This window comes from Volucribacter amazonae, from assembly GCF_029783845.1.
Taxonomy (GTDB): domain Bacteria; phylum Pseudomonadota; class Gammaproteobacteria; order Enterobacterales; family Pasteurellaceae; genus Volucribacter; species Volucribacter amazonae.
This window is the reverse complement of sequence record NZ_LWID01000001.1, coordinates 1,771,245-1,791,270: the sequence shown is the minus strand read 5'-3', so window position 1 is coordinate 1,791,270 and position 20,026 is coordinate 1,771,245. Positions and strand designations below refer to the sequence as shown.

The following is a 20,026-nucleotide window of genomic DNA, read 5'->3' as shown; positions in this document are numbered from 1 at the left end:
TATTTATAATAAATCTTTTTCATTTGAAATATAAAACACAACTTCATCATTTTGTTTGAAAACTCAAAATCCTCTGTTACCAAATTAAAGTGTGGTGTTTTTTTAAATTATTTTTTACTGTTTATTCTCTGCATTTGGAAATAAAAATTAAGATTGTGTAGCAAAATATAGTCAATTAACGATAAAAATCACCCCCTATGCAAAGAGGGCGATAACTGTGTAAATAAAATAATCCAAAAACCTACCGCACTTTAATAACCCGCAGTAAAACGCTGTTGGCTAAATTTAGCTTGCTCTAATTCATCAACAATGGCAACGGCAAGATCAAAATTACTTATTCCTGTTGGCTGTCCGTCAAGCATAAGCACCTCATCTTTTGCTACACGATATTGTCCCTTACGTTCGGTAAATGGTGAGCCATTAAAATAAACAGGCGCTGGCGAAATCATCGTCCAATTTACATCTTGTTGCTGTTTTAACCAAGCTAAAACCTCTTTAAATAAGGTTGCCTCACGTTTAAATTCCGCAGGAAATTCTGGGGTATCCACTAATTGAATTGTTGGGGTAACATATAAACTGCCTGCACCGCCGAGCAAAAATAAACGCACTTTAGTTAATTTGGCTGCTTCAACCAATGCACGCTCCATTTGCCAAACTTTTTCCACAAAATCAGGGCTTTCACGATCAGGCACAGCGGTATTGACGACGACATCAACTTGAGCAAACTGTTTAGCCAACTCGTTTACATCAGTGAGTGAAAGGCTTATGGCTTGTAGCTGTTCTGTTGCTTGAATGTTTTGTGGCTGACGTGTTACCAAAATGACTTGATGCCCACGTTGTAATAATTCATCACAAACAGCTTTACCTGTATAACCTGTTCCGCCAATTAATAATACTTTCATAATATTTGCTCCTATATTTAGCTTTGTTAATGATGGGCATTATAACGGTAAACTATGGCTTGATCATTATACAAAAGCTCAATACACTAGTTAGCAAAACTTAATAATCATAGGTAATTTGCAATGTATGATTTTAAAAATATGTTGATTTTTATTAAAGTGGTTGAAACAGGTTCAATGACTAAAGCCGCTGATCAACTAATGATGACGTCTCCTGCTGTTACGCAAGCCATTAAAAAATTAGAACAACAATTAGCGATTAAATTATTTAACCGTACAACAAGAAAACTTTCGCTTACCGAGGCGGGCGAAGTATTTTATCAACATATTGTTCAATTACAGCAACAAGCGGATAATGCAATGAGTGCGGTTGAGGCATTACGGCAAAAACCCATGGGACAACTAAATATTGCTTGTGTAACAGGATTTCTTGATAGTGTATTAATTCAAACCTTTAAACAAATTTTGGATCAATATCCTGCGATGAATTTGAATTTATATTTTGATGATCAAGTGGTTGATTTAGTGGAACAACGGATTGATATTGCCTTGCGAGTTGGCACACATACTTTGCAGAACAATATGATTGCTAAACATTTATTTGATATTGAACTGATTGTTTGTGCTAGCCCTGATTATCTTGCCAATCGCCCCTTACCAAAGGATTTGAAGGAATTAGCCCAGTTAGATTGGATTAATTTTCGTCATCAACCTCAAATGTCATTAACCTTTCAACAACAGCAACAACAAGAGCGTATTACCCCTAATTACCGAGTACAATGCAATAGTTTATACAATAGCCGTCATCTTACCTTAAATGGCTTTGGGGTATCAATGCAGCCTAAATTAGATGTTCAACGCTATTTACAACAAGGCAATTTAGTGCAACTTTGCCCAGATTGGCAATTACCTTTATATCCGTTATATTTGGTGCGGTTACAACGTATTCAATCGGAAAAAGTGCGGATTATTTGCGAATTAATTCAACAATATTTTGCACAGTTAAAGGCAGAGAGTTAAGCCCTTTAGCTTATTTTTGTGGCTACAAAATTATTCTAAAACTGACCGCACTTGGTATGAAAGAATAAAATAATTAACACTCAATAAGCCAATATTTAAGGTAATAGGGCATTTTCTTTGTTTATGTTCATTTTGAATATCCCCTTATTTTAATTAACGATATTGAAGTAAAATTTAAATCAAGGTTTTCTGTTGCAACGTTAATTTAAGTTGTGCGTAGCATATTGGGGCGGCGACTAGTCCTGCGATGCCAAATAATGCTTCCATAACTAACATGACTAACAATAATTCCCATGCTTTGGCTTGGATTTTTTGTCCAATAATTTCAGCATTGAGGAAGTATTCAAGTTTATGGATAAAGATTAACCAAATTAAAGACGCACCAGCTAAGGGTAAACTAATGGTTAAACTGAGTAATACAATCACTGAATTTGAAATTAGGTTACCCATGATTGGCAATAATCCCACTAAAAACGTAAAGAGAATGAGTAATGTTTTTAAAGGAATATGTTGATGAAATAAAGGTAACAAAATGACTAAATATAGTGCAGTAAGTGCGGTGTTAATGGCGGATATTTTTATTTGTGAAAGAAAAACATGGTTAAAACAACACATTAAGTTGGCAAAATAATGATGTAAGGCTTGGCTAATAGGTTTGTTGGGGCTTTGATTGGGCTGATATTGTACTGCCATAATTGCACCGATAATAATACCGATAAAAAGGTAGCCGATACCTTTGAGGGTATGACCGCCTATTTGTTGAATTACTAAGCTATGTTGTTGTAGCCAATTAATAAAATAATGATGAAATGCTTGTACGCTATCAGGCAAATAATGGCTGATATTATCGGGTAAACGGGTGTGTAATTGTTGAAAAAGTTGAGCAAATTGTTGGGGAATATGGGTAAAATAATTGTGTTGATTATCGCCTAGCCAATCACCGATGGTGTAAAAAGTGCTGATTAACGCCAGTAACAGGAGGCATACTGCGATTAAGTGGCTATGGGATAATTGCGGAAAATATTGTTGTAGGCGTTGTGCAAATAATTGAGTAAGGCTATAAGTGAGTAGTAAGCTAAAAACAGCAAAGGTAAGGTGTAAAGATAATACACCAAACCAAAATAAGATTATTCCCGCACAAGCGGAAAGAAAGGCTAGCCAGAGATTGTTTGTTTTGTTCATGATGATTTTCCATGGAAATTACTTAATCATTTATGCTCGTCATTATACTGTTATTTTTTTATAGGTCATATAACCCTGTTTATTTGAAATAAGAGAAAGCGGTATGCCTAAGAGGGTACAAAGTCAATGGGATTATTTTAAAGAGGGACGACTATAATGATGTTTTATGTAGATTTTTTGCTATAATGTGGCAATGTTTTATCCTGAATAATCCCTTAATGATGAAAAAATTTGCTGAAAATCAACCGCACTTTTCTAATGCTGATCCGCTAAATGATGGGTTGAATACCGATGAACATAGTGAAACTACTCATTTTGGTTTTCAAACTGTTGCCAAAGAAAAAAAACAACAAATGGTGGCACAAGTATTCCATTCTGTGGCAGGCAAATATGATTTAATGAATGATTTATTATCCTTTGGTATTCATCGTCTTTGGAAGCGTTTTACCATTGATTGCAGTGGTGTACGCAAAGGGCAACATATTTTAGATTTGGCGGGCGGAACAGGGGATTTTTCGGCGAAGTTTTCTCGTTTAGTGGGCGAAACAGGGCGAGTGGTGTTGGCGGATATTAATGATTCAATGCTACAAGTGGGGCGAGAAAAACTGCGTAATTTAGGTATAGTGGGCAATGTGGATTATGTACAAGCTAATGCTGAAATGCTTCCTTTTCCAGATAATAGCTTTGATTGTATTGTGATCAGCTTTGGTTTGCGTAATGTTACTGATAAAGATAAAGCCTTGCGTTCAATGTATCGTGTACTAAAGCCCGGTGGACGCTTGCTGGTGTTAGAATTTTCTAAACCGATTTTTGCTCCTTTAAGTCAAGCCTATAATTTTTATTCTTTTAATATCTTGCCGAAAATTGGCGAAGTGGTGGTCAATGATGGCGATAGTTATCGTTATTTGGCGGAGTCAATTCGTATGCACCCCGCTCAGCAGGAATTGCAAACGATGATGGAGCAAGCAGGTTTTGAACAAACCAGTTATTATAATTTAACCGCTGGCATTGTGGCATTGCATCGTGGTTATAAGTTTTAGGAATTGATTATGTTGGCACAATTATTGCAAGCAGGGATAGAGAATGGTTTTAATCATTTATTGCACCATAGCCCCGAAGCCAAGCCTTATTTAGCCAAATTGCAAGGTAAAGTGTTAGCTATGCGTTTGCAATCTCAAGGTTTGCAAGTTTATTTGTGTTTTTCCACTCAAGGTATTGATGTGCTTGGTCAATATGCGGATCAAGCGGATTGTGATGTGGCGATTGCTCGCCATTTATTATTTAATCCGCCCTCTAAAGCACAATTAAGTCAATATATTAATGATAAATCCATTATTCTCAACGGCGATTTGCAAGTGTTACAAGACTTTGTTACCTTGTTAGAACAATTGGAAAAAGATCCTGCCTTATTATTAGCCCCTTATCTTGGCGATGTCTTAGCATATAGTAGCGTTAGCTTTGCACGCCACTTAACAACCCATATAAAACGGCATACTACCACTAGCCAACAATATTGGGGCGAACGTTTAACAGAAGAATGGCAATTACTTTCCCCCCGCTTAGCGGTGCAAGATTTTAATCAAGAAGTCAAAATTTTAGCCAAACAGACCGCACTTTTAGAACAACGTATTGCGAAATTACTTTATGAAAATCAGTCAAATTAAGCGTTTTTACCATATTGTTAGAACCTTTCTTATTTATGGCATTGATGAAGTGCTACCTACTCATCGCCATACCAGAATATTGCGTTGGGCAAGAAAAGGGTTGTTTTGGTTACATAATCAACATAGTGATAAATCCTTTGGGCTGCGTTTGCGTTTGGCGTTGCAACAGCTTGGACCTGTTTGGATTAAGCTAGGGCAAATGCTATCCACCCGTCGTGATCTTTTTCCCCCCGAGATTGCTGATGAGTTGGCATTATTGCAGGATCAGGTTGAACCTTTTGCTGGCGAATTAGCTCGTCAGCAAATTGAACAAGCCTTAGGCGACAAATTAGAACGCTGGTTTGTGGATTTTGAGCCACAAGCCTTGGCTTCAGCCTCTATTGCACAAGTGCATTGTGCTAAATTTAATGCTGAACAAGAACAAGCTGGGCAGGAAGTCGTCATTAAGGTAATACGTCCCCATATTTTACCTACTATTCAAGCGGATTTAAGTTTGATGTATTTATTAGCCAGTTGGGTGCCTAAGCTAAGTAAAGAGGGGTATCGTTTACGCCCTGTGGAAGTGGTGCAGGAATACGAAAAAACCTTGTTAGCAGAGTTGGATTTACGTCACGAAATGGCAAATGCTATTCAACTTAAGCGTAATTTTGAACAAAGCCCAATGCTATATATTCCTACAATGTACCCTGAATTTTGCCATAAGAATGTGATTGTGATGGAACGCATTTATGGTATTCCTGTTTCTGATATTCAACGGCTCGAGCAAAATGGTACGGATATGAAATTGCTGGCGGAACGTGGGGTACAGGTCTTTTTTACTCAAGTGTTTCGTGATAGCTTTTTTCATGCGGATATGCACCCGGGTAATATTTTTGTGAGTGAGCAACACCCGCAAGATCCGCAGTATATTGGAATTGACTGTGGTATTGTAGGGCGTTTAAATGAACATGATAAGCGTTATTTAGCGGAATGCTTTGTGGCATTTTTTAACCGAGATTATCGCCGAGTAGCGGAAATGCACGTTAAATCAGGTTGGACTCCGGAAGATACCAATATTGATGAATTTGAACAGGCGTTTCGTGAAGTCTGTGAACCTATTTTTGCTAAGCCTTTAGCGGAAATTTCCTTTGGGCAAGTTTTGCTGAACCTTTTTAATACCGCACGTCGTTTTAATATGCAGGTACAGCCTCAGTTAGTGTTGTTACAAAAAACCTTGTTGTATATTGAGGGCTTAGGGCGACAGCTTTATCCTCAGTTAGACTTATGGCAAACCGCTAAGCCTTTCTTGCAAGATTGGTTATCTCAACAAATGGGGGTAAAAATGTTGTGGCATAAAGTACAAGAACAATTACCCTATTGGCGTGAGCATGCGGTGGATTTACCCATGACCTTATTTGATGCCTTACAGCAACAAAAAGGGATCCAACAGCAGTTAAGCCAAATTAATCAGCAGTTGCAACAACGAAGAAAACAGCAAGGAAAATATCCTTTTTTATTGGTAGGAATGGTGATTTTTGTGGCGACGCTATGGCAATTTGCTACATTGCCCACTTGGTTAGCTACCATATCATTAGTTAGTGCAACTATCTTATGGCTATATGGTTTATTTTTTCGCCGATAATGGCAAAGAGAAAAAATAATTCCGTTAAGCTATTGTTCAACCGAGCTAAAAGGGCTAAACTCTAACAAGTTTCATTAATTAATAATAAGGAAAATAATATGGGTGGTATTAGTATTTGGCAACTTCTTATTATCGTTGCAATCGTTGTTTTACTTTTTGGTACAAAAAAATTAAGAACCTTGGGTTCTGATTTAGGCGAGTCAATTAAGGGCTTTAAAAAAGCAATCAAAGAGGACGAGCCTGCGACAAAAGATGCTGAGTTTAAATCTATTGAGAATGATACAACTCAAGTGAAAAGCGAAGCTAAAAAAGAAAAAGAACAGGCGTAATTGTGTTTGATATTGGTTTTTCTGAATTAGTATTAGTGATGATTGTGGGGCTAATTGTATTAGGCCCACAACGTATGCCTATTGCCATTCGTACGGTAATGGGGTGGGTAAGAACCCTGCGTAATTTAGCCAGCAATGTGCAAAATGAATTATCACAAGAACTAAAATTACAGGAATTAAAAGACAGTATCAAAAAAGCTGAAGAATTGAACCTCAAATCCTTATCGCCAGAATTAAGCAAAACCGTAGAAGAATTAAAACAATCTGCACAAAAAATGAAAGCAGAGTTAGATAGCCAAGGTAAGGTTGCTACCTCTTCTATTCAAGCTGAGATTGATAAGGTACAGCGTGCCATAGATAAAGATTTGGCTGAGGTAAATCATTCAGAGCAAAACGCAGACGCAGATAATGTCAATTCTGCACAAAAAACAACAGAAAAAGACACCGCACTTTTAAATAATCAACCCCAATTAGCAGAAGATGATCAAGCGGAACTGGCCGAGCAAGACGAATTATTGGCAAAATATATTGACCAATATCACCCTGAGGAGGGAGAGTTAGTGCCAGCTAAACCCATAGATAACAGCAAAAAACATAATCTTTGATTTTCTTCGGCTGGATAATAACTGAGAGCCTGTATGACCGTTGAAGAATCCCAACCGCTGATTTCCCATTTAATTGAATTACGTAACCGCATTTTGCGTTGTATTGCTTGTATTTTATTGGTATTTCTGGCGTTAGTGTATTTTGCTAATGATATTTATCATCTCATTTCTGCGCCTTTAGTGGATCAGTTACCTAATGGGGCAAGTATGATTGCTACTAGTATTGTTACGCCTTTTTTTACCCCCATTAAATTAACCTTAATTGCTTCAGTGTTTGTTTCAGTGCCTTATATTTTGTATCAAATTTGGGCATTTATTGCTCCCGCACTGTATCAACACGAAAAACGCCTGATTTATCCGTTGCTTTTTTCTAGTACGCTATTGTTTTATGTAGGTGTGGCTTTTGCTTATTATGTGGTCTTTCCTCTGGTCTTTGCCTTTTTAACCAAAACTGCTCCAGAGGGGGTAGCGATTGCCACCGATATTAGTAGTTACCTTGATTTTGTGCTGACTTTATTTTTAGCTTTTGGGGTTTGCTTTGAAGTGCCTGTGGCGATTATTTTGCTTTGTTGGTCAGGGATCACCACCCCAGAAGACCTTAGACAAAAACGTCCTTATATTATTGTTGCCGCTTTTGTCATTGGTATGTTACTTACCCCACCCGATGTATTTTCACAAACCTTATTAGCCATTCCTATGTGCCTATTGTTTGAAGTAGGGGTTATTTTTGCACGTTTTTATCGTCCAAAGGAAGAGGCTGAACAAAATGATGAACAGCAAGATAAGGAATAATTGATGTTTTATGCCTTATTGGCGGTGTTTATTTGGGGAAGCTCTTTTACCGCAGGAAAAATTGCCTATACTATGGCTGATCCTGTGTTGGTTACTCAGTTTCGTTTTCTGTTAGCAGGATTATTAGTTGCCCCTGTTTTTTTTAAATCTTATCAGCAAATCCCACCGCACTTACGCAAAAAAGTGTGGTGGTTAGCCTTATTAAATTTCCCTATTTCCTTTTTATTACAATTTATTGGCTTGCAATATACCTCTGCCTCTGTGGCTGCTACCATTGTGGGGGCAGAACCGCTGATTACGGTGTTAATTGGTTTTTTATTTTTTAAACAAAAGGGAACTTGGCTAGATTGGTTAATGAGTGCGGTGGTATTTATTGGCATTTTATTGATCGTGATTTCCACACACAGTAACGCGGGGAATAGTGCTTTATTTGGCGTATTATTAATTATCGCTGCCGCTATTGCCTTTGTTTTTTGTTTATACCTTGGCAAAAGTTTGTTACAAGAGATTGAACCCAAGGTATATAGTAGCGTATTATTAGGGCTTGCCCCTTTATTATGCTTACCTTTTACTTTAGTACTTACTCAAAATTGGCAAATTACCCCAAACTCAGAGGGAATTTTAGCGATTTTATACCTTGCTTGGGCTTGTGGTTGGTTAGCTATTCATTGCTGGAATAAAAGTATTCAAAAAATTTCCGCCAACCACGCTGGCATTATTATTGCTTTAGAGCCGGTTTTTGGCGTGTTTATTGCGATGATTTGGTTAGGCGAAAGCTTATCTTGGCTAACAAGTCTAGGTGTTATTTTAGTCATTGGTGCAACAATTATCGCTGTAGGGTTGCCTGCGTGGCGACAATATAGCAAGAAAAAATCTTGATTTTAATTAACTTCGGATAACAATATGACAACACAAATTTTTACGGGCTTTCCTGCTCGCCGTTTACGCCGTATGCGTAAACAAGACTTTAGTCGCCGTTTAATGGCTGAGCATAAATTAAGCGTTGATGACTTAATTTATCCTGTTTTTGTTATTGAGGGCGAAAATCAACGAGAGCCAATCCCCTCAATGCCGAATATTGAGCGATTAACCATTGATCAATTATTAGTGGAAGCCGCCTTATTAGTGAAATATGGCGTACCTGCTATCGCCTTATTTCCTGTTGTACCACAACAGAAAAAATCCCTCAACGCAGAAGAGGCTTATAATCCTAACGGCTTGGCACAACGAGCAGTAAAGGCATTAAAAGCCCATTATCCGCAACTTGGTGTGATAACTGATGTCGCCCTTGATCCTTTTACTTTACACGGGCAAGACGGCATTATTGATGAACAAGGCTATGTGCTTAATGATATTACCTGTGAGGTTTTAGTTAAACAAGCACTTTCCCACGCCGAAGCGGGGGCTGATATTGTGGCTCCAAGTGATATGATGGACGGCAGAATTGGACGTATTCGTCAAGCCTTAGAACAACAAGGTTTTGTTAATACCCAAATTATGGCGTATTCCGCCAAATATGCCTCAAATTATTATGGACCTTTTCGTGATGCCGTTGGATCAGCAGGCAATTTAAAAGGGGGTAATAAAAAGACCTACCAACTTGACCCTGCTAACAGCAACGAGGGCTTGCAAGAAGTGGCTTTAGATTTACAGGAGGGGGCTGATATGGTCATGGTTAAACCGGGTATGCCTTATTTGGATTTGGTGTATCGTGTTAAACAATATTTTGGTGTTCCTACGTTTGCCTATCAAGTTTCAGGCGAATACGCTATGCATATGGCAGCCATTCAAAATGGTTGGCTCGCAGAAAAAGACTGTATTTTAGAATCCTTGCTTTGTTTCAAACGGGCAGGTGCTGACGGTATTCTGACTTATTTTGCCAAACAAGTGGCAGAGTGGTTGTATTTTGAATATCAGCAAAAAGATTAATAGATATTCTTGATTATTGAGGTAAAAATGAAAAAAATAGCATCAGTGCTATTTATTATTATCTGTATTTTAGTGAGTATCTTGGTTGCATTTGTGGGATATATTTTTTATCTTGAAGATAAAACTTTTGAGCAAGGTAGCAAAATTGTTAATGTCTATAATGCGAGTAATACCTATACAGAATATAGTAGCAGAAAGCGTAGCATTGTGTTTGGCAAGCAATATAAAATTGATTTAGCTTATAAAGAAAATGGGCAAACCATTAATCTTGGATTAAGCGATATTAGTAAAGCTGAATTGGAGCAGCTAGCAAATGGTAATACTATCCAACGGGAAATTGCATTGGATAATCCTCGTTATATTCGCCCTGTTGGTGAAACCAATAGAAATATTCTGTTATCAAGTTTAGCCTTTATTTTACTTATGATTTTTGGGATAGCTAATACAATCTATCGTTGGAAAAAAGGTTATTTGGATAAGAAGTAAATAAAACATAATTATAAATTATTGTCATCCTACTTTAAAAGAAAACAGCGTTGACACGCCTTGCCTTATTTTAAATTGGAATGACAATAATATTAATCCTTTATTTGAATATAATTAGGAGTATTTATGCAAAAACTAAAATTAATTATTGTCGCATTGGGTATGTTTGTAATAATGGCTTTCCTTGTTTTTGAAGGGTTTAGAGTAATTGAAAACAATAAAAAATTTGCCCAAGGAACAAAAGTTGTTGAGGCTTATAACACCACCAATGAATATTCCGAGGGACGGATACTTCGCTTTATTCCTACTGGAAATTATAGTACCAAATTAGGCTATACCCCTGATAATGGACCTAGCATTTATTTGGGCGACTTACCTATTAGCAAAGAAGAACTTGAAGCGATTGAGCGAGGAGAGCGTATTCAACGTGAAGTAGCCTTATCCGATCCCACACTAGCCCGTCCAGTAGGTAAAGTTCAACAACCTTGGTTTGAATTTGGCGCTGCATTATTGTGTTTAATTGCCACGATTACAGGCATTCGTTCTCGTTGGAAAAAGGTCAATAACAATAAATAATTTATTCAAGAGCGGTTTATTTTTATAATATTTTTGTTAAATAAACCGCACTTAAAATACATAAAATAGGAATATTAATGAAAACAGTGTTGCATCAATTAAAATGGGGAAATTTCAATTTAATTCAAGGCGATATGATTTCTGATTTTGCTTGTACTTATGGAGAATGGTCCGAAGTTGAGGTCGCTTTTTTTCATGATATTTTAACGGAACAAAGTAATATTGTTGAAGTGGGAGCAAATCTGGGGTTACATACAATCCCTTTAGCTAAAAAAGCAAATAAGGGGAAATTATTTTGTTTTGAGCCACAACGTATTATTTTTCAATTACTTTGTGGTAATATCACAATGAATAATCTCACTAATGTTTATGCTTATCAGCAAGGTGTAGGGAGAGAGCAAAGTAAGTGTGAAATACATTCTACTAATTATAATGAGTCTTGGAATTACGGCAGTTTTTCTTTAGATAAAAGTTTTAGTACAGAACAAGATTATCAAGGAGAAATTGAAACTGAACAGGTTGATATTATTTGTTTAGATAAACATCAACAAATTAATCAACTTGATTCTTTAACATTATTAAAAGTTGATGCTGAAGGTTTTGATTTACAAGTATTACAAGGTGCAGAAAAAGTCATTGCAAAATATCAACCAATTATTTTTATTGAAGCACATTTTTATCAAGCACCAGTTTTAATTCGCTATTTAAATCAATTAAATTATCAATGCTATTGGTTTATTTCTGATCGTTATCAAACTAATAATTTTTTTCGCCAACCAAAAACTTTAACGGGATTAGATGTTAATTTAGCTTGTTTCCCTTGTAAAAACAATGTCGGTGGGGGGGGGGGAGAATACCAAGTTATCTTATTGATTTATCAGTAGAAAATTTCCCGGATTTTGATAACATTCCTATTTTATATCAGCGTACTGATTAAGAATTAAAATAGTCATTTCAATTTAAAATAAGACAAAGCGCCTCCCATATTATTTTAAAATAGAACGGCTATCATAAGAATTTAGGGTAATATTACCAAAGTGCGGTGCGTTTTAGCAAAAATTTTTAGAAAACTATGTCAATTTTATCGCAAAAATATCAATCTTTTCGCCAGCTTTGTGGCACGATTTACTGGCGTGAATTAATTTTATGCTCCCCTGCAATCCTGTTGGTATTAGCTATTAGCACTGATTTTAGTTATATCCATGCTGTCATTATGGTAGGAGCGGCATTTTCTGTGGGGTTTGGTGCTTCACGTAGTTTTTATGGGCATCGTTGGGGAGCGGTAACGGCTTCCGCTGTGGGTATGGCAATTGCAGCGGTAGCGGGGTCATTATTTGGACATGAAGGTTTATGGTTGTACTTTGCTATTGCATTATTGTCCGCTGGCTGTGCAATTTTAACTAGCTATAACAATGATTTATGGTGGATTACTCTGCAAATTGTGGTGGCATTCTTAGTGGCGAGCTACTATCCTGAAAATATAGAAAATGCGTTGTTGCGAGGAGGATTTACCCTATTAGGGGCTGGCTTACAATTAATAGGAATGATGCTAAGTGCAAGATTATTTCCTTATAGTGCTGCACTTTTACCACCAGCTTCCATTAGTGCATTATCCTTTAACAAACAAATTCGTTTTGTTATTGCTGTTGTTTTAGCGGTTAACTTTTCACTATACATTGCCAAAAGTGCAGGTTTAGCCAATGATTATTGGGCGGCGATGACCGCATTAATTATTTTACGTCCTGACAGTAAAACAACGTTAGAACGTGCTATTAATCGTTTTATTGGGACATTGTTAGGTTGTTGTTTAGCCACCTTGGCAATTTCTTGCTTATACGATAACCAATTTATTTTGCTTGGCTTACTTGCCTTAACCTCTGGCGCTGCGTTTTCTATGCAGAAAGCCCATTATGCCTTATTAACCAGTATGATCTCTGCCACCATTGTGTTACTGATTGGATTAGGTAATGGCGATCCAGTGGCAATTACAGAACATAGGATTATTGCCACTTTATTAGGCGGTGGGGTTACATTGGTTATTTGTCGCTTATTACGTGTGTAAAAATCTGTGGTCATCAGTCAACATGACCACAGCAATAAGGTTAAAGCGATTTCGCTAGTTTTTCTAGCATTGCTAAAACAATTTGTGAGGAAGATTGGGCGGCAATAGGCAAAAATTCTTCAAAGGACATTGTTGCACCACTATCACCATTATCAGAAATAGCTCTTACCACCACAAATGGCACATTGAACATATAACAAACCTGTGCAATGGCGGCGGCTTCCATTTCAACAGCAATCGCCTCAGGAAAATATTGCTTAATTTTTGCTAAGGCATCGCCCCCTTGCACAAAGCTATCTCCTGAACAAATTAAACCCAATTTTGCCTGTTTATTTTGTTGTTGTAGTATATCCGTTGCTAATTTTACTAAGTGCGGATCTGAGGGAAAGCGTGCTGGGCAATTAGGTAATTGTCCCATTGCATAGCCAAAGGCGGTAACATCAGCATCGTGGTGGCAAGTCTGTTCAGAAATCACAATATCCCCCACCGATAACCCAGCGGCAATTCCACCTGCTGACCCCGTATTAATTACCATATCTGGTTGAGTAAGCTGTAATAATGCGGTGGTTCCTACTGCGGCAGCCACTTTACCAATCCCTGATTGCATTAATACCACATCAATTCCTTGAATTTGCCCTTGATAAAGGGTGCAATTCGCCAACGGTGTTTTTGTCAAGTTTTTCATCAAACTGACTAAAATCTCCACTTCTTGTGCCATTGCACCTATTACACCAACTTTCATTTTTTCTTCCTTATCTTAATCAAACTCTCTTTATTCCCCATTAACACAATGACTATGTTGACTTGCCTTATATTATTTCAATGTAAAAGTGCCATATTGCTGTCGTTCTGTACGTACTTTATCCACTAAAAAATCTAATACGGCAAAAGCATAATCATCGTCATATAACGTACTTTGGGTTAATACATAACGCCCATCAATCACCACAAAAGGAATGGTAAAAACTCCATATTTTTCAGTTAAATAAACTGCTTCTTCTGATTTTTGTTGAATTTCGGGTAATTGTAAAAACTCTAAAAACTGTTGATCAGGAATACCATTTTCAGCCACCCAAGTTAATAAGGTTTCTATATCTGTCAAGGCGGGATTTGTTGCACTATCAAATAACAGTAAATCCGCTAAATCTTCACGATCAAGGGCTAATAAAGCAAAATACACATTAGAAGAAAACTTCGCTTGTTCTGTGGCAACAGGTTGTTTTTGTAATACAATAATATGCGGGTGTAATTGACTATAAAGCGTTAATACATCTTGGCTTTGCGAGCAAATTCGGCAATCATAGGCAAAAAAAGATTGAATTAGGATTTTATTATCTTGCTGTTTTTCCAGGCTAATAGGAACACGATAAGAAAAATAATCCTTACCATCTTCAAATTGTGGTATGTTTTTTTCTACTATGGTTTGAGTTTCCGCATAAATGCAGGCACTCCAGCCCAATAATATGAGAAAAAAAAGTCTAGCCATAACCTTTCTATTATTCCCTAATTTGCTAACATCGGCTCAATATAATCCACTAAAAGTTGTAGCGAGCGATTGCCACGATATTCATTAATATCCAATTTATACACTAATTTCGCAAACTTAATAGATAAATCAGGATAATAACGGGTATCCACATTAAAGGCGATAGCGTCAAACAGTGGTCCGCCCTGTTTAGGTTCAACCATCATTTTTAAATGCTTTTCGCCCACTAAACGTTGCTGCAAAATACGAAATTCGCCATCAAACAAAGGTTCGGGAAAACGTTGCCCCCAAGGTCCTGCTTGTTTTATTTTTTCCGCCACCGTCAAATTCATTTGTGGGATACTCAGTTCACCATCTGTCCAAATAATCCCCTGTAATTGATCCTGATCTAACCAGTCCGCTACGGTTTGATTAAACACCTGCTGAAATAAAGCAAGATTATCTTCCATAATGGTTAAACCTGCCGCCATGGCATGCCCACCAAATTTCAACATAAGCTGAGGATAACCACTATGAATACGTTCCAATACATCTCGCATATGCACTCCCTCAATGGAGCGCGCAGATCCTTTTAACAACCCTGCTTGCTCTTGTGCAAATGCCACCACAGGGCGATGAAATTGATCCTTAATTCGGCTCGCCAGAATACCCAATACCCCTTGATGCCAATCCGCTTGATATAACACAATGCCTGTGGGTAATTGCTGCTGAAGTGCGGTCAGTTTTTGACAAATTTCTAGGGCTTCAAGTTTCATACCCTGTTCAATTTCTTTGCGAGCTTGGTTTAAGCTATCTAACTCCAACGCCAATGCCCTAGCACTTTCCATATCTTCAGCCAATAATAATTCAACCCCAATAGACATATTATCTAAACGCCCTGCTGCATTTAAACGTGGTGCAATAGCAAAGCCTAAATCACTACAATTAAGCTTACTTAATTCTCGCTGTGCCACTTCGGCCAAGGCACGAATACCGCAACGGCAACGTTCCGCACGAATACGCCCCAATCCTTGATAAGCCAAAATACGGTTATTCTGATCAAGTGGCACAACATCGGCAATGGTTCCCAATGCCACCAAATCCAATAATTCCACAAAATTTGGCTGCGATTGTGGCGAAAAAAATCCAAGTTCACGCAATTTTGCCCGTAATGCCAGCATCACATAAAAAGCAACACCAACCCCTGCCAAGGATTTAGAGGGAAATGCACATTGGGCTAAATTGGGATTAACAATGGCATCGGCAAGGGGTAATTGCTCAGGGGGTAAATGATGATCCGTTACCAACACCTTAACCCCACGTTGTTTTAACCAAGCTACTCCCTCAAGCGAAGAAATCCCATTATCCACCGTAATTAACAGTTCTACCCCCAACGCTAACGCCTGTTCCGCCACGGCAACACTTAAACCATAACCCTGCTCAAAGCGGTTAGGCACTAAATATTGCACCTGTGTAAAACCAAGTTGTCGCAAAGCCAATACCATCAATGCGGTACTAGTTGCTCCGTCAGCATCAAAATCTCCCACGATAACGATAGATTGCTGTTGTTGGCGAGCTTCTACTAACAACGCCACTGCCTGTTCAATACCATAAAATGAATGGGGGGCTAACATTGCCGATAAAGTGCGGTCTAATTGCTGAGAATTTTTTATTTCCCTTGCCCGATATAAGCGATCCAACAAGGGATCATCACAAACTGGCGGACTAGACGGCACCAAGCGACGTTGTATTGTCTTATTCATAACAAATTATTGTTGTAATGTGGCTAATAAATCTTTTGGCGACAAATACCCGCCAATTAACTCCCCTTGGGCAGTAATCATACTTGGCGTACCTCGCACACCAAATTGCACACCTAATTCATAATGTTTTTTAACGATATTAGGGTCTTTTAAGGTCTTCGGTAAATTGCCTTGTTCTGCTTGATTAAAGGCAAAAGCAGGATCTTTTTCTGTCCAAATGGCTTCCATTTGACGAGCCGTTTGATTATTTAAGCCACCACGAGGAAAGGCTAAATAACGCAAGGTAATGCCTAAATCATTATAGTCTTTCACTTGTTGATGTAATAAACGACAATAATGGCAAGTAATATCCATAAAAACCGTTACCACATATTTTTCTTGGCGAGCAGGAAAAACGATCATTTCTTTTTCATACTTCGCTAATTTTTCTAGCAACAAGCCTCTTGCAACATCAACCGCACCCTGTGGGGTTAATTCATATAAACTACCGTCAAAAACATAACGCCCATTCTCTGTGGCATAAAATACCCCTTGTTCCGCAATAATGGTATTAATTCCTGCAATAGGCGAAGGCTTAACTTCAATATTACGCAATCCCATTTCGCCAAGTTTTTGCTGTAACACCGTATTATTCGCCATTGCTGGCAAGGAGCATAAAAGCAATGCGGTAATTAATCGTTTTTTCATATTATTCCTTAATCTCAATCTTATTTTTTACGAATTTCATCATTCACTTGTCCGTAAATCATCAGGGTAAAGACCACTGTTCCCCCTAAAATATTTCCCAATGCAGTTGGAGCAAGGAAACGCACAAAATAGTCATACAATGATGCCTCACCTTGGAAAACAAGGTAAGCAATTTCAGCCGATCCCACCACCACATGGGCAAAATCGCCTAATGCGATCAGATAAATAAAAAAGAAAATCATAATGAATTTACCGCCATTAACCATTGGGGTCATCCACACAATGGAAGCAATTAAAATCCCTGCTGGAATACCTTTCCAAATACTATCGCTGACAGAAAAGGCTTTAACATGATGAGCAATTTGTTTCAATGCCACGACAAATTCGGGATTGAGTACATGGGAATTTTGTAAAAATAAAGCGGCTAATGTTGTACCAATTAAATTGGAAGCAAACACAATAAACCATAGTCTTGCCACAGCATATAATTTAGTTAAATTTAATGGGCTAAACAAAGGAACGACAGTGGTAATAGTATTTTCAGTAAAAAGCTGCATACGCCCTAAAATCACCAATAAAAACCCCACCGTATAGCCCATATTTGTAATCAAGGGTGCCCAAGGTTGTTGTGGTACATAGGCGGTAAAAATCGCTTTGAAAATAAATGAAAAACTGACCACTAATCCTGCGGTAATTCCTGAAAAAACAAGAGCTTTGGTTGGGCGAGTAAGTTCCTCTATGCCATCACGCCGAATAATTTCATAAAGTAAACGAGGGCTTAAACGCTCGTGTTCTTCAATCGCCATTTTATCCTGATAAGATAAATTACTAGTGTCTAACTGATCTTTCATAATACTTAACGTTTTCCTAAATTAATATATAGCCATTTCCGTTGCTAAACAAACTGTGCAATATATCATATTCTGCTAAATCTGGGAAAAATTTCTCCTCAATAGACCAGTCGCTATCCCTCTGTGGCAATGATCCCTTCTAGCTCCTCCTGCCCTGCTAGCCATTGGCTTTCAATTTGTTCTAATTGTTTTTTATCTTGCACTTGTTGTGCTAAAAATGCGGTGAGTTTTGCTTTATTTTTTTCATCATATAACTCACTATCCGCCAGTTGTAACTCAAGTTCATTGAGTTGTTTTGTGAGCATTTCCATTTGTTGCTCTAATTGGGCGATGTTCTTTTTCAGTGGGGCTGTACGTTGGCGTAGCTCCGCCTCTCGCCGTTTTTGTTCTTTACGACTTTCCTGCGTATAGGGCTTGTTTTCTGCTGGCACATCATTTTGTTGCTGTTGTTGAGGCAATGTTGCTAACTGGCTTAACCATTTTTGATAATCCTCTAAATCGCCTTTAAATTCTTGCACTTGTTGATCGTGAACTAAATAAAATTCGTCCACTGTATTGCGTAACAAATGGCGATCATGCGACACCACCACTAAAGATCCTTGATAATCTACTAGGGCTTCCGTTAAGGCTTGTCGCATATCCAAATCCAAATGGTTAGTGGGTTCATCTAATAACAACAAATTAGGGCGTTGCCATACAATTAATGCCAAAACTAAGCGTGCTTTTTCGCCCCCTGAAAAAGATTGCACTGGCTGATTGACCTTATCCCCCTGAAAAGCAAAGCCCCCTAAATAATCTCTTAATTGTTGCTCTGTTTGTTGGGGAGCTAATTTTTGTAAATGCCATAAGGCACTTTCTTCCGCTCGCAAGGTGTCTAATTGGTGCTGAGCAAAATAGCCGAGTTGAACCCCTTTCGCCAGTTGAATTGTGCCTGATAATGGCGGTATTTCGCCAGCCAATAATTTTATCAAGGTGGATTTCCCTGCCCCGTTTTTGCCTAATAAACCAATTCTTGAACCCGGTACAAGATTCAATTTAATTTTTTTCAAAATTTGTACCGCACTTTCGCCTGTGCCATAACCTGCACTTACCTGTTCTAACATTAACAAGGGATTAGGCAAGACAATCGGCGGTTGAAAATGAAAACGGAAAGGGTTATCTACATGTGCAGGTGCAATTAATTCCATACGTTGTAAGGCTTTTATCCGACTTTGTGCCTGTTTGGCTTTAGTGGCTTTTGCTTTAAAACGATCAATATAGCTTTGTAAATGAGCAATTTTTTGCTGTTGTTGGCGATACATGGCACTTTGTTGAGCTAACTTAGTGGCTCGTTGCTGTTCAAAGGAAGAATAATTCCCTGTGTATTCCTGTAATTGCTGTTGTTCAATATGAATAATTTTATTAACAATAGGATCTAAAAAATCCCGATCGTGAGAGATAAGCACTAACGTTCCTGCATAATTCGCTAACCAGTTTTCTAACCAAACTACCGCATCTAAATCAAGGTGGTTAGTGGGTTCATCAAGCAATAATAAATCAGAACGCACCAATAAGGCTTGGGCTAAATTTAATCGCATACGCCAGCCCCCAGAAAATGCCTTAACAGGTAAACTTAATTGTTGTTGGCTAAACCCTAATCCATTTAACAAAGTCGCCGCTCTGGCTTCAATCGTCCAAGCGTCAATAATCTCTAATTTATTATGCAACAAAGCAATTTGCTCTCCATCATTATATTGGTTAGCTATCGCTAACTGCTGTTGCAAATCAACATATTCCCGATCTCCTTGAATCACATAATCTAAAGCGGAAATAGACAACGCTGGGGTTTCTTGATTTACCCAAGCCAATTTCCAGTTTGTCGGCAATTCAAGCTCGCCCCCTTCAGGGCTAATCTCTCCTTTTAACAAGGCTAATAATGTGGATTTACCACAACCATTTTTGCCCACCAAGCCAACTTTTTGTTTTGGATTAATACTGGCATTGGCTTGGTTTAACAATTCTGTTTGTCCACGCTTTAATATCAAATTCTTAAAAAAAATCATTGCTCTATCACTATTTTGTTATAATATTTATCCTATCTTATCATTATTTT

The 20,026-nt window shown here is 37.9% G+C and carries 21 protein-coding genes; 13 read left to right on the top strand and 8 right to left on the bottom strand.

The genetic code is table 11. The features are described from left to right. Window positions 1-251: 251 nt before the first annotated feature. Window positions 252-902, bottom strand: a complete 651-nt coding sequence (locus A6A20_RS08585) for an NAD(P)-dependent oxidoreductase (protein ID WP_279573038.1) — start codon at window positions 900-902, stop codon at window positions 252-254. 123 nt (window positions 903-1,025) lie between these two features. On the opposite strand from A6A20_RS08585, the gene A6A20_RS08580 reads away from it, so the two are divergent. Continuing rightward, window positions 1,026-1,922 (top strand): LysR family transcriptional regulator, encoded by an 897-nt coding sequence (locus A6A20_RS08580; protein WP_279573037.1) that lies wholly within the window; start codon window positions 1,026-1,028, stop codon window positions 1,920-1,922. A gap of 174 nt (window positions 1,923-2,096) precedes the next feature. Here A6A20_RS08580 and A6A20_RS08575 read toward each other — a convergent pair whose 3' ends face one another. Beyond that, window positions 2,097-3,104, bottom strand: coding sequence for an AI-2E family transporter (locus A6A20_RS08575; protein WP_279573036.1), 1,008 nt, complete (start codon window positions 3,102-3,104; stop codon window positions 2,097-2,099). 218 nt (window positions 3,105-3,322) lie between these two features. Here A6A20_RS08575 and ubiE point away from each other — a divergent pair, with 218 nt between their 5' ends. The 12 genes from ubiE to A6A20_RS08515 all read left to right on the top strand — a co-directional run bounded on the left by ubiE (window position 3,323) and on the right by A6A20_RS08515 (window position 13,168). Then, window positions 3,323-4,144 (top strand): bifunctional demethylmenaquinone methyltransferase/2-methoxy-6-polyprenyl-1,4-benzoquinol methylase UbiE, encoded by an 822-nt coding sequence (gene ubiE / locus A6A20_RS08570; protein ID WP_279573035.1) that lies wholly within the window; start codon window positions 3,323-3,325, stop codon window positions 4,142-4,144. 9 nt (window positions 4,145-4,153) lie between these two features. Then, window positions 4,154-4,768 carry a ubiquinone biosynthesis accessory factor UbiJ gene (locus A6A20_RS08565; RefSeq protein WP_279573034.1) on the top strand — a complete coding sequence of 205 codons (615 nt, stop codon included), beginning with the start codon at window positions 4,154-4,156 and terminating at the stop codon, window positions 4,766-4,768. Beyond that, a complete protein-coding gene (ubiB, locus tag A6A20_RS08560) occupies window positions 4,749-6,389 on the top strand; it encodes a ubiquinone biosynthesis regulatory protein kinase UbiB (RefSeq protein WP_279573033.1) in 1,641 nt (546 codons plus the stop codon). Before A6A20_RS08565 ends, ubiB begins: the two co-directional genes overlap by 20 nt. Before the next feature lie 98 nt (window positions 6,390-6,487). Then, window positions 6,488-6,718 carry a Sec-independent protein translocase subunit TatA gene (gene tatA / locus A6A20_RS08555; protein WP_279573032.1) on the top strand — a complete coding sequence of 77 codons (231 nt, stop codon included), beginning with the start codon at window positions 6,488-6,490 and terminating at the stop codon, window positions 6,716-6,718. 2 nt (window positions 6,719-6,720) lie between these two features. After that, window positions 6,721-7,323, top strand: a complete 603-nt coding sequence (tatB, locus tag A6A20_RS08550; RefSeq protein WP_279573031.1) for a Sec-independent protein translocase protein TatB — start codon at window positions 6,721-6,723, stop codon at window positions 7,321-7,323. A 33-nt stretch (window positions 7,324-7,356) separates the two neighbouring features. Next, window positions 7,357-8,115 (top strand): Sec-independent protein translocase subunit TatC, encoded by a 759-nt coding sequence (tatC, locus tag A6A20_RS08545; protein WP_279573030.1) that lies wholly within the window; start codon window positions 7,357-7,359, stop codon window positions 8,113-8,115. A gap of 3 nt (window positions 8,116-8,118) precedes the next feature. Next, on the top strand, window positions 8,119-8,994 hold the full coding sequence (locus A6A20_RS08540; protein WP_279573029.1) for a DMT family transporter: 876 nt from the start codon (window positions 8,119-8,121) through the stop codon (window positions 8,992-8,994). A gap of 24 nt (window positions 8,995-9,018) precedes the next feature. Next, window positions 9,019-10,044: a porphobilinogen synthase gene (hemB, locus tag A6A20_RS08535; RefSeq protein WP_279573028.1), complete on the top strand. Its 1,026-nt coding sequence runs from the start codon at window positions 9,019-9,021 to the stop codon at window positions 10,042-10,044. A gap of 27 nt (window positions 10,045-10,071) precedes the next feature. Then, the gene (locus A6A20_RS08530) at window positions 10,072-10,530 is read left to right on the top strand and encodes a hypothetical protein (RefSeq protein WP_279573027.1); all 459 of its coding nucleotides are present in this window, start codon (window positions 10,072-10,074) and stop codon (window positions 10,528-10,530) included. A 126-nt stretch (window positions 10,531-10,656) separates the two neighbouring features. Further along, on the top strand, window positions 10,657-11,106 hold the full coding sequence (locus tag A6A20_RS08525) for a hypothetical protein (protein ID WP_279573026.1): 450 nt from the start codon (window positions 10,657-10,659) through the stop codon (window positions 11,104-11,106). Window positions 11,107-11,183: 77 nt separating this feature from the next. Further along, window positions 11,184-11,990: an FkbM family methyltransferase gene (locus tag A6A20_RS08520; RefSeq protein ID WP_279573025.1), complete on the top strand. Its 807-nt coding sequence runs from the start codon at window positions 11,184-11,186 to the stop codon at window positions 11,988-11,990. A gap of 188 nt (window positions 11,991-12,178) precedes the next feature. Beyond that, window positions 12,179-13,168 carry an FUSC family protein gene (locus A6A20_RS08515; RefSeq protein WP_279573024.1) on the top strand — a complete coding sequence of 330 codons (990 nt, stop codon included), beginning with the start codon at window positions 12,179-12,181 and terminating at the stop codon, window positions 13,166-13,168. A gap of 40 nt (window positions 13,169-13,208) precedes the next feature. Here A6A20_RS08515 and A6A20_RS08510 read toward each other — a convergent pair whose 3' ends face one another. From A6A20_RS08510 to A6A20_RS08485, 6 genes are all read right to left on the bottom strand, one after another. Continuing rightward, window positions 13,209-13,910 carry a 5'-methylthioadenosine/adenosylhomocysteine nucleosidase gene (locus A6A20_RS08510; protein WP_279573023.1) on the bottom strand — a complete coding sequence of 234 codons (702 nt, stop codon included), beginning with the start codon at window positions 13,908-13,910 and terminating at the stop codon, window positions 13,209-13,211. A 72-nt stretch (window positions 13,911-13,982) separates the two neighbouring features. Continuing rightward, on the bottom strand, window positions 13,983-14,654 hold the full coding sequence (locus A6A20_RS08505) for a thiol:disulfide interchange protein DsbA/DsbL (RefSeq protein ID WP_279573022.1): 672 nt from the start codon (window positions 14,652-14,654) through the stop codon (window positions 13,983-13,985). A 17-nt stretch (window positions 14,655-14,671) separates the two neighbouring features. Further along, window positions 14,672-16,396: a single-stranded-DNA-specific exonuclease RecJ gene (gene recJ, locus A6A20_RS08500; RefSeq protein WP_279573021.1), complete on the bottom strand. Its 1,725-nt coding sequence runs from the start codon at window positions 16,394-16,396 to the stop codon at window positions 14,672-14,674. 6 nt (window positions 16,397-16,402) lie between these two features. After that, window positions 16,403-17,083, bottom strand: a complete 681-nt coding sequence (gene dsbC / locus A6A20_RS08495) for a bifunctional protein-disulfide isomerase/oxidoreductase DsbC (RefSeq protein WP_279573020.1) — start codon at window positions 17,081-17,083, stop codon at window positions 16,403-16,405. Between the two features lie 20 nt (window positions 17,084-17,103). Further along, window positions 17,104-17,934 carry a formate/nitrite transporter family protein gene (locus A6A20_RS08490; RefSeq protein WP_132689641.1) on the bottom strand — a complete coding sequence of 277 codons (831 nt, stop codon included), beginning with the start codon at window positions 17,932-17,934 and terminating at the stop codon, window positions 17,104-17,106. 113 nt (window positions 17,935-18,047) lie between these two features. Continuing rightward, on the bottom strand, window positions 18,048-19,976 hold the full coding sequence (locus A6A20_RS08485) for an ABC transporter ATP-binding protein (RefSeq protein WP_279573019.1): 1,929 nt from the start codon (window positions 19,974-19,976) through the stop codon (window positions 18,048-18,050). Window positions 19,977-20,026: the final 50 nt, after the last annotated feature.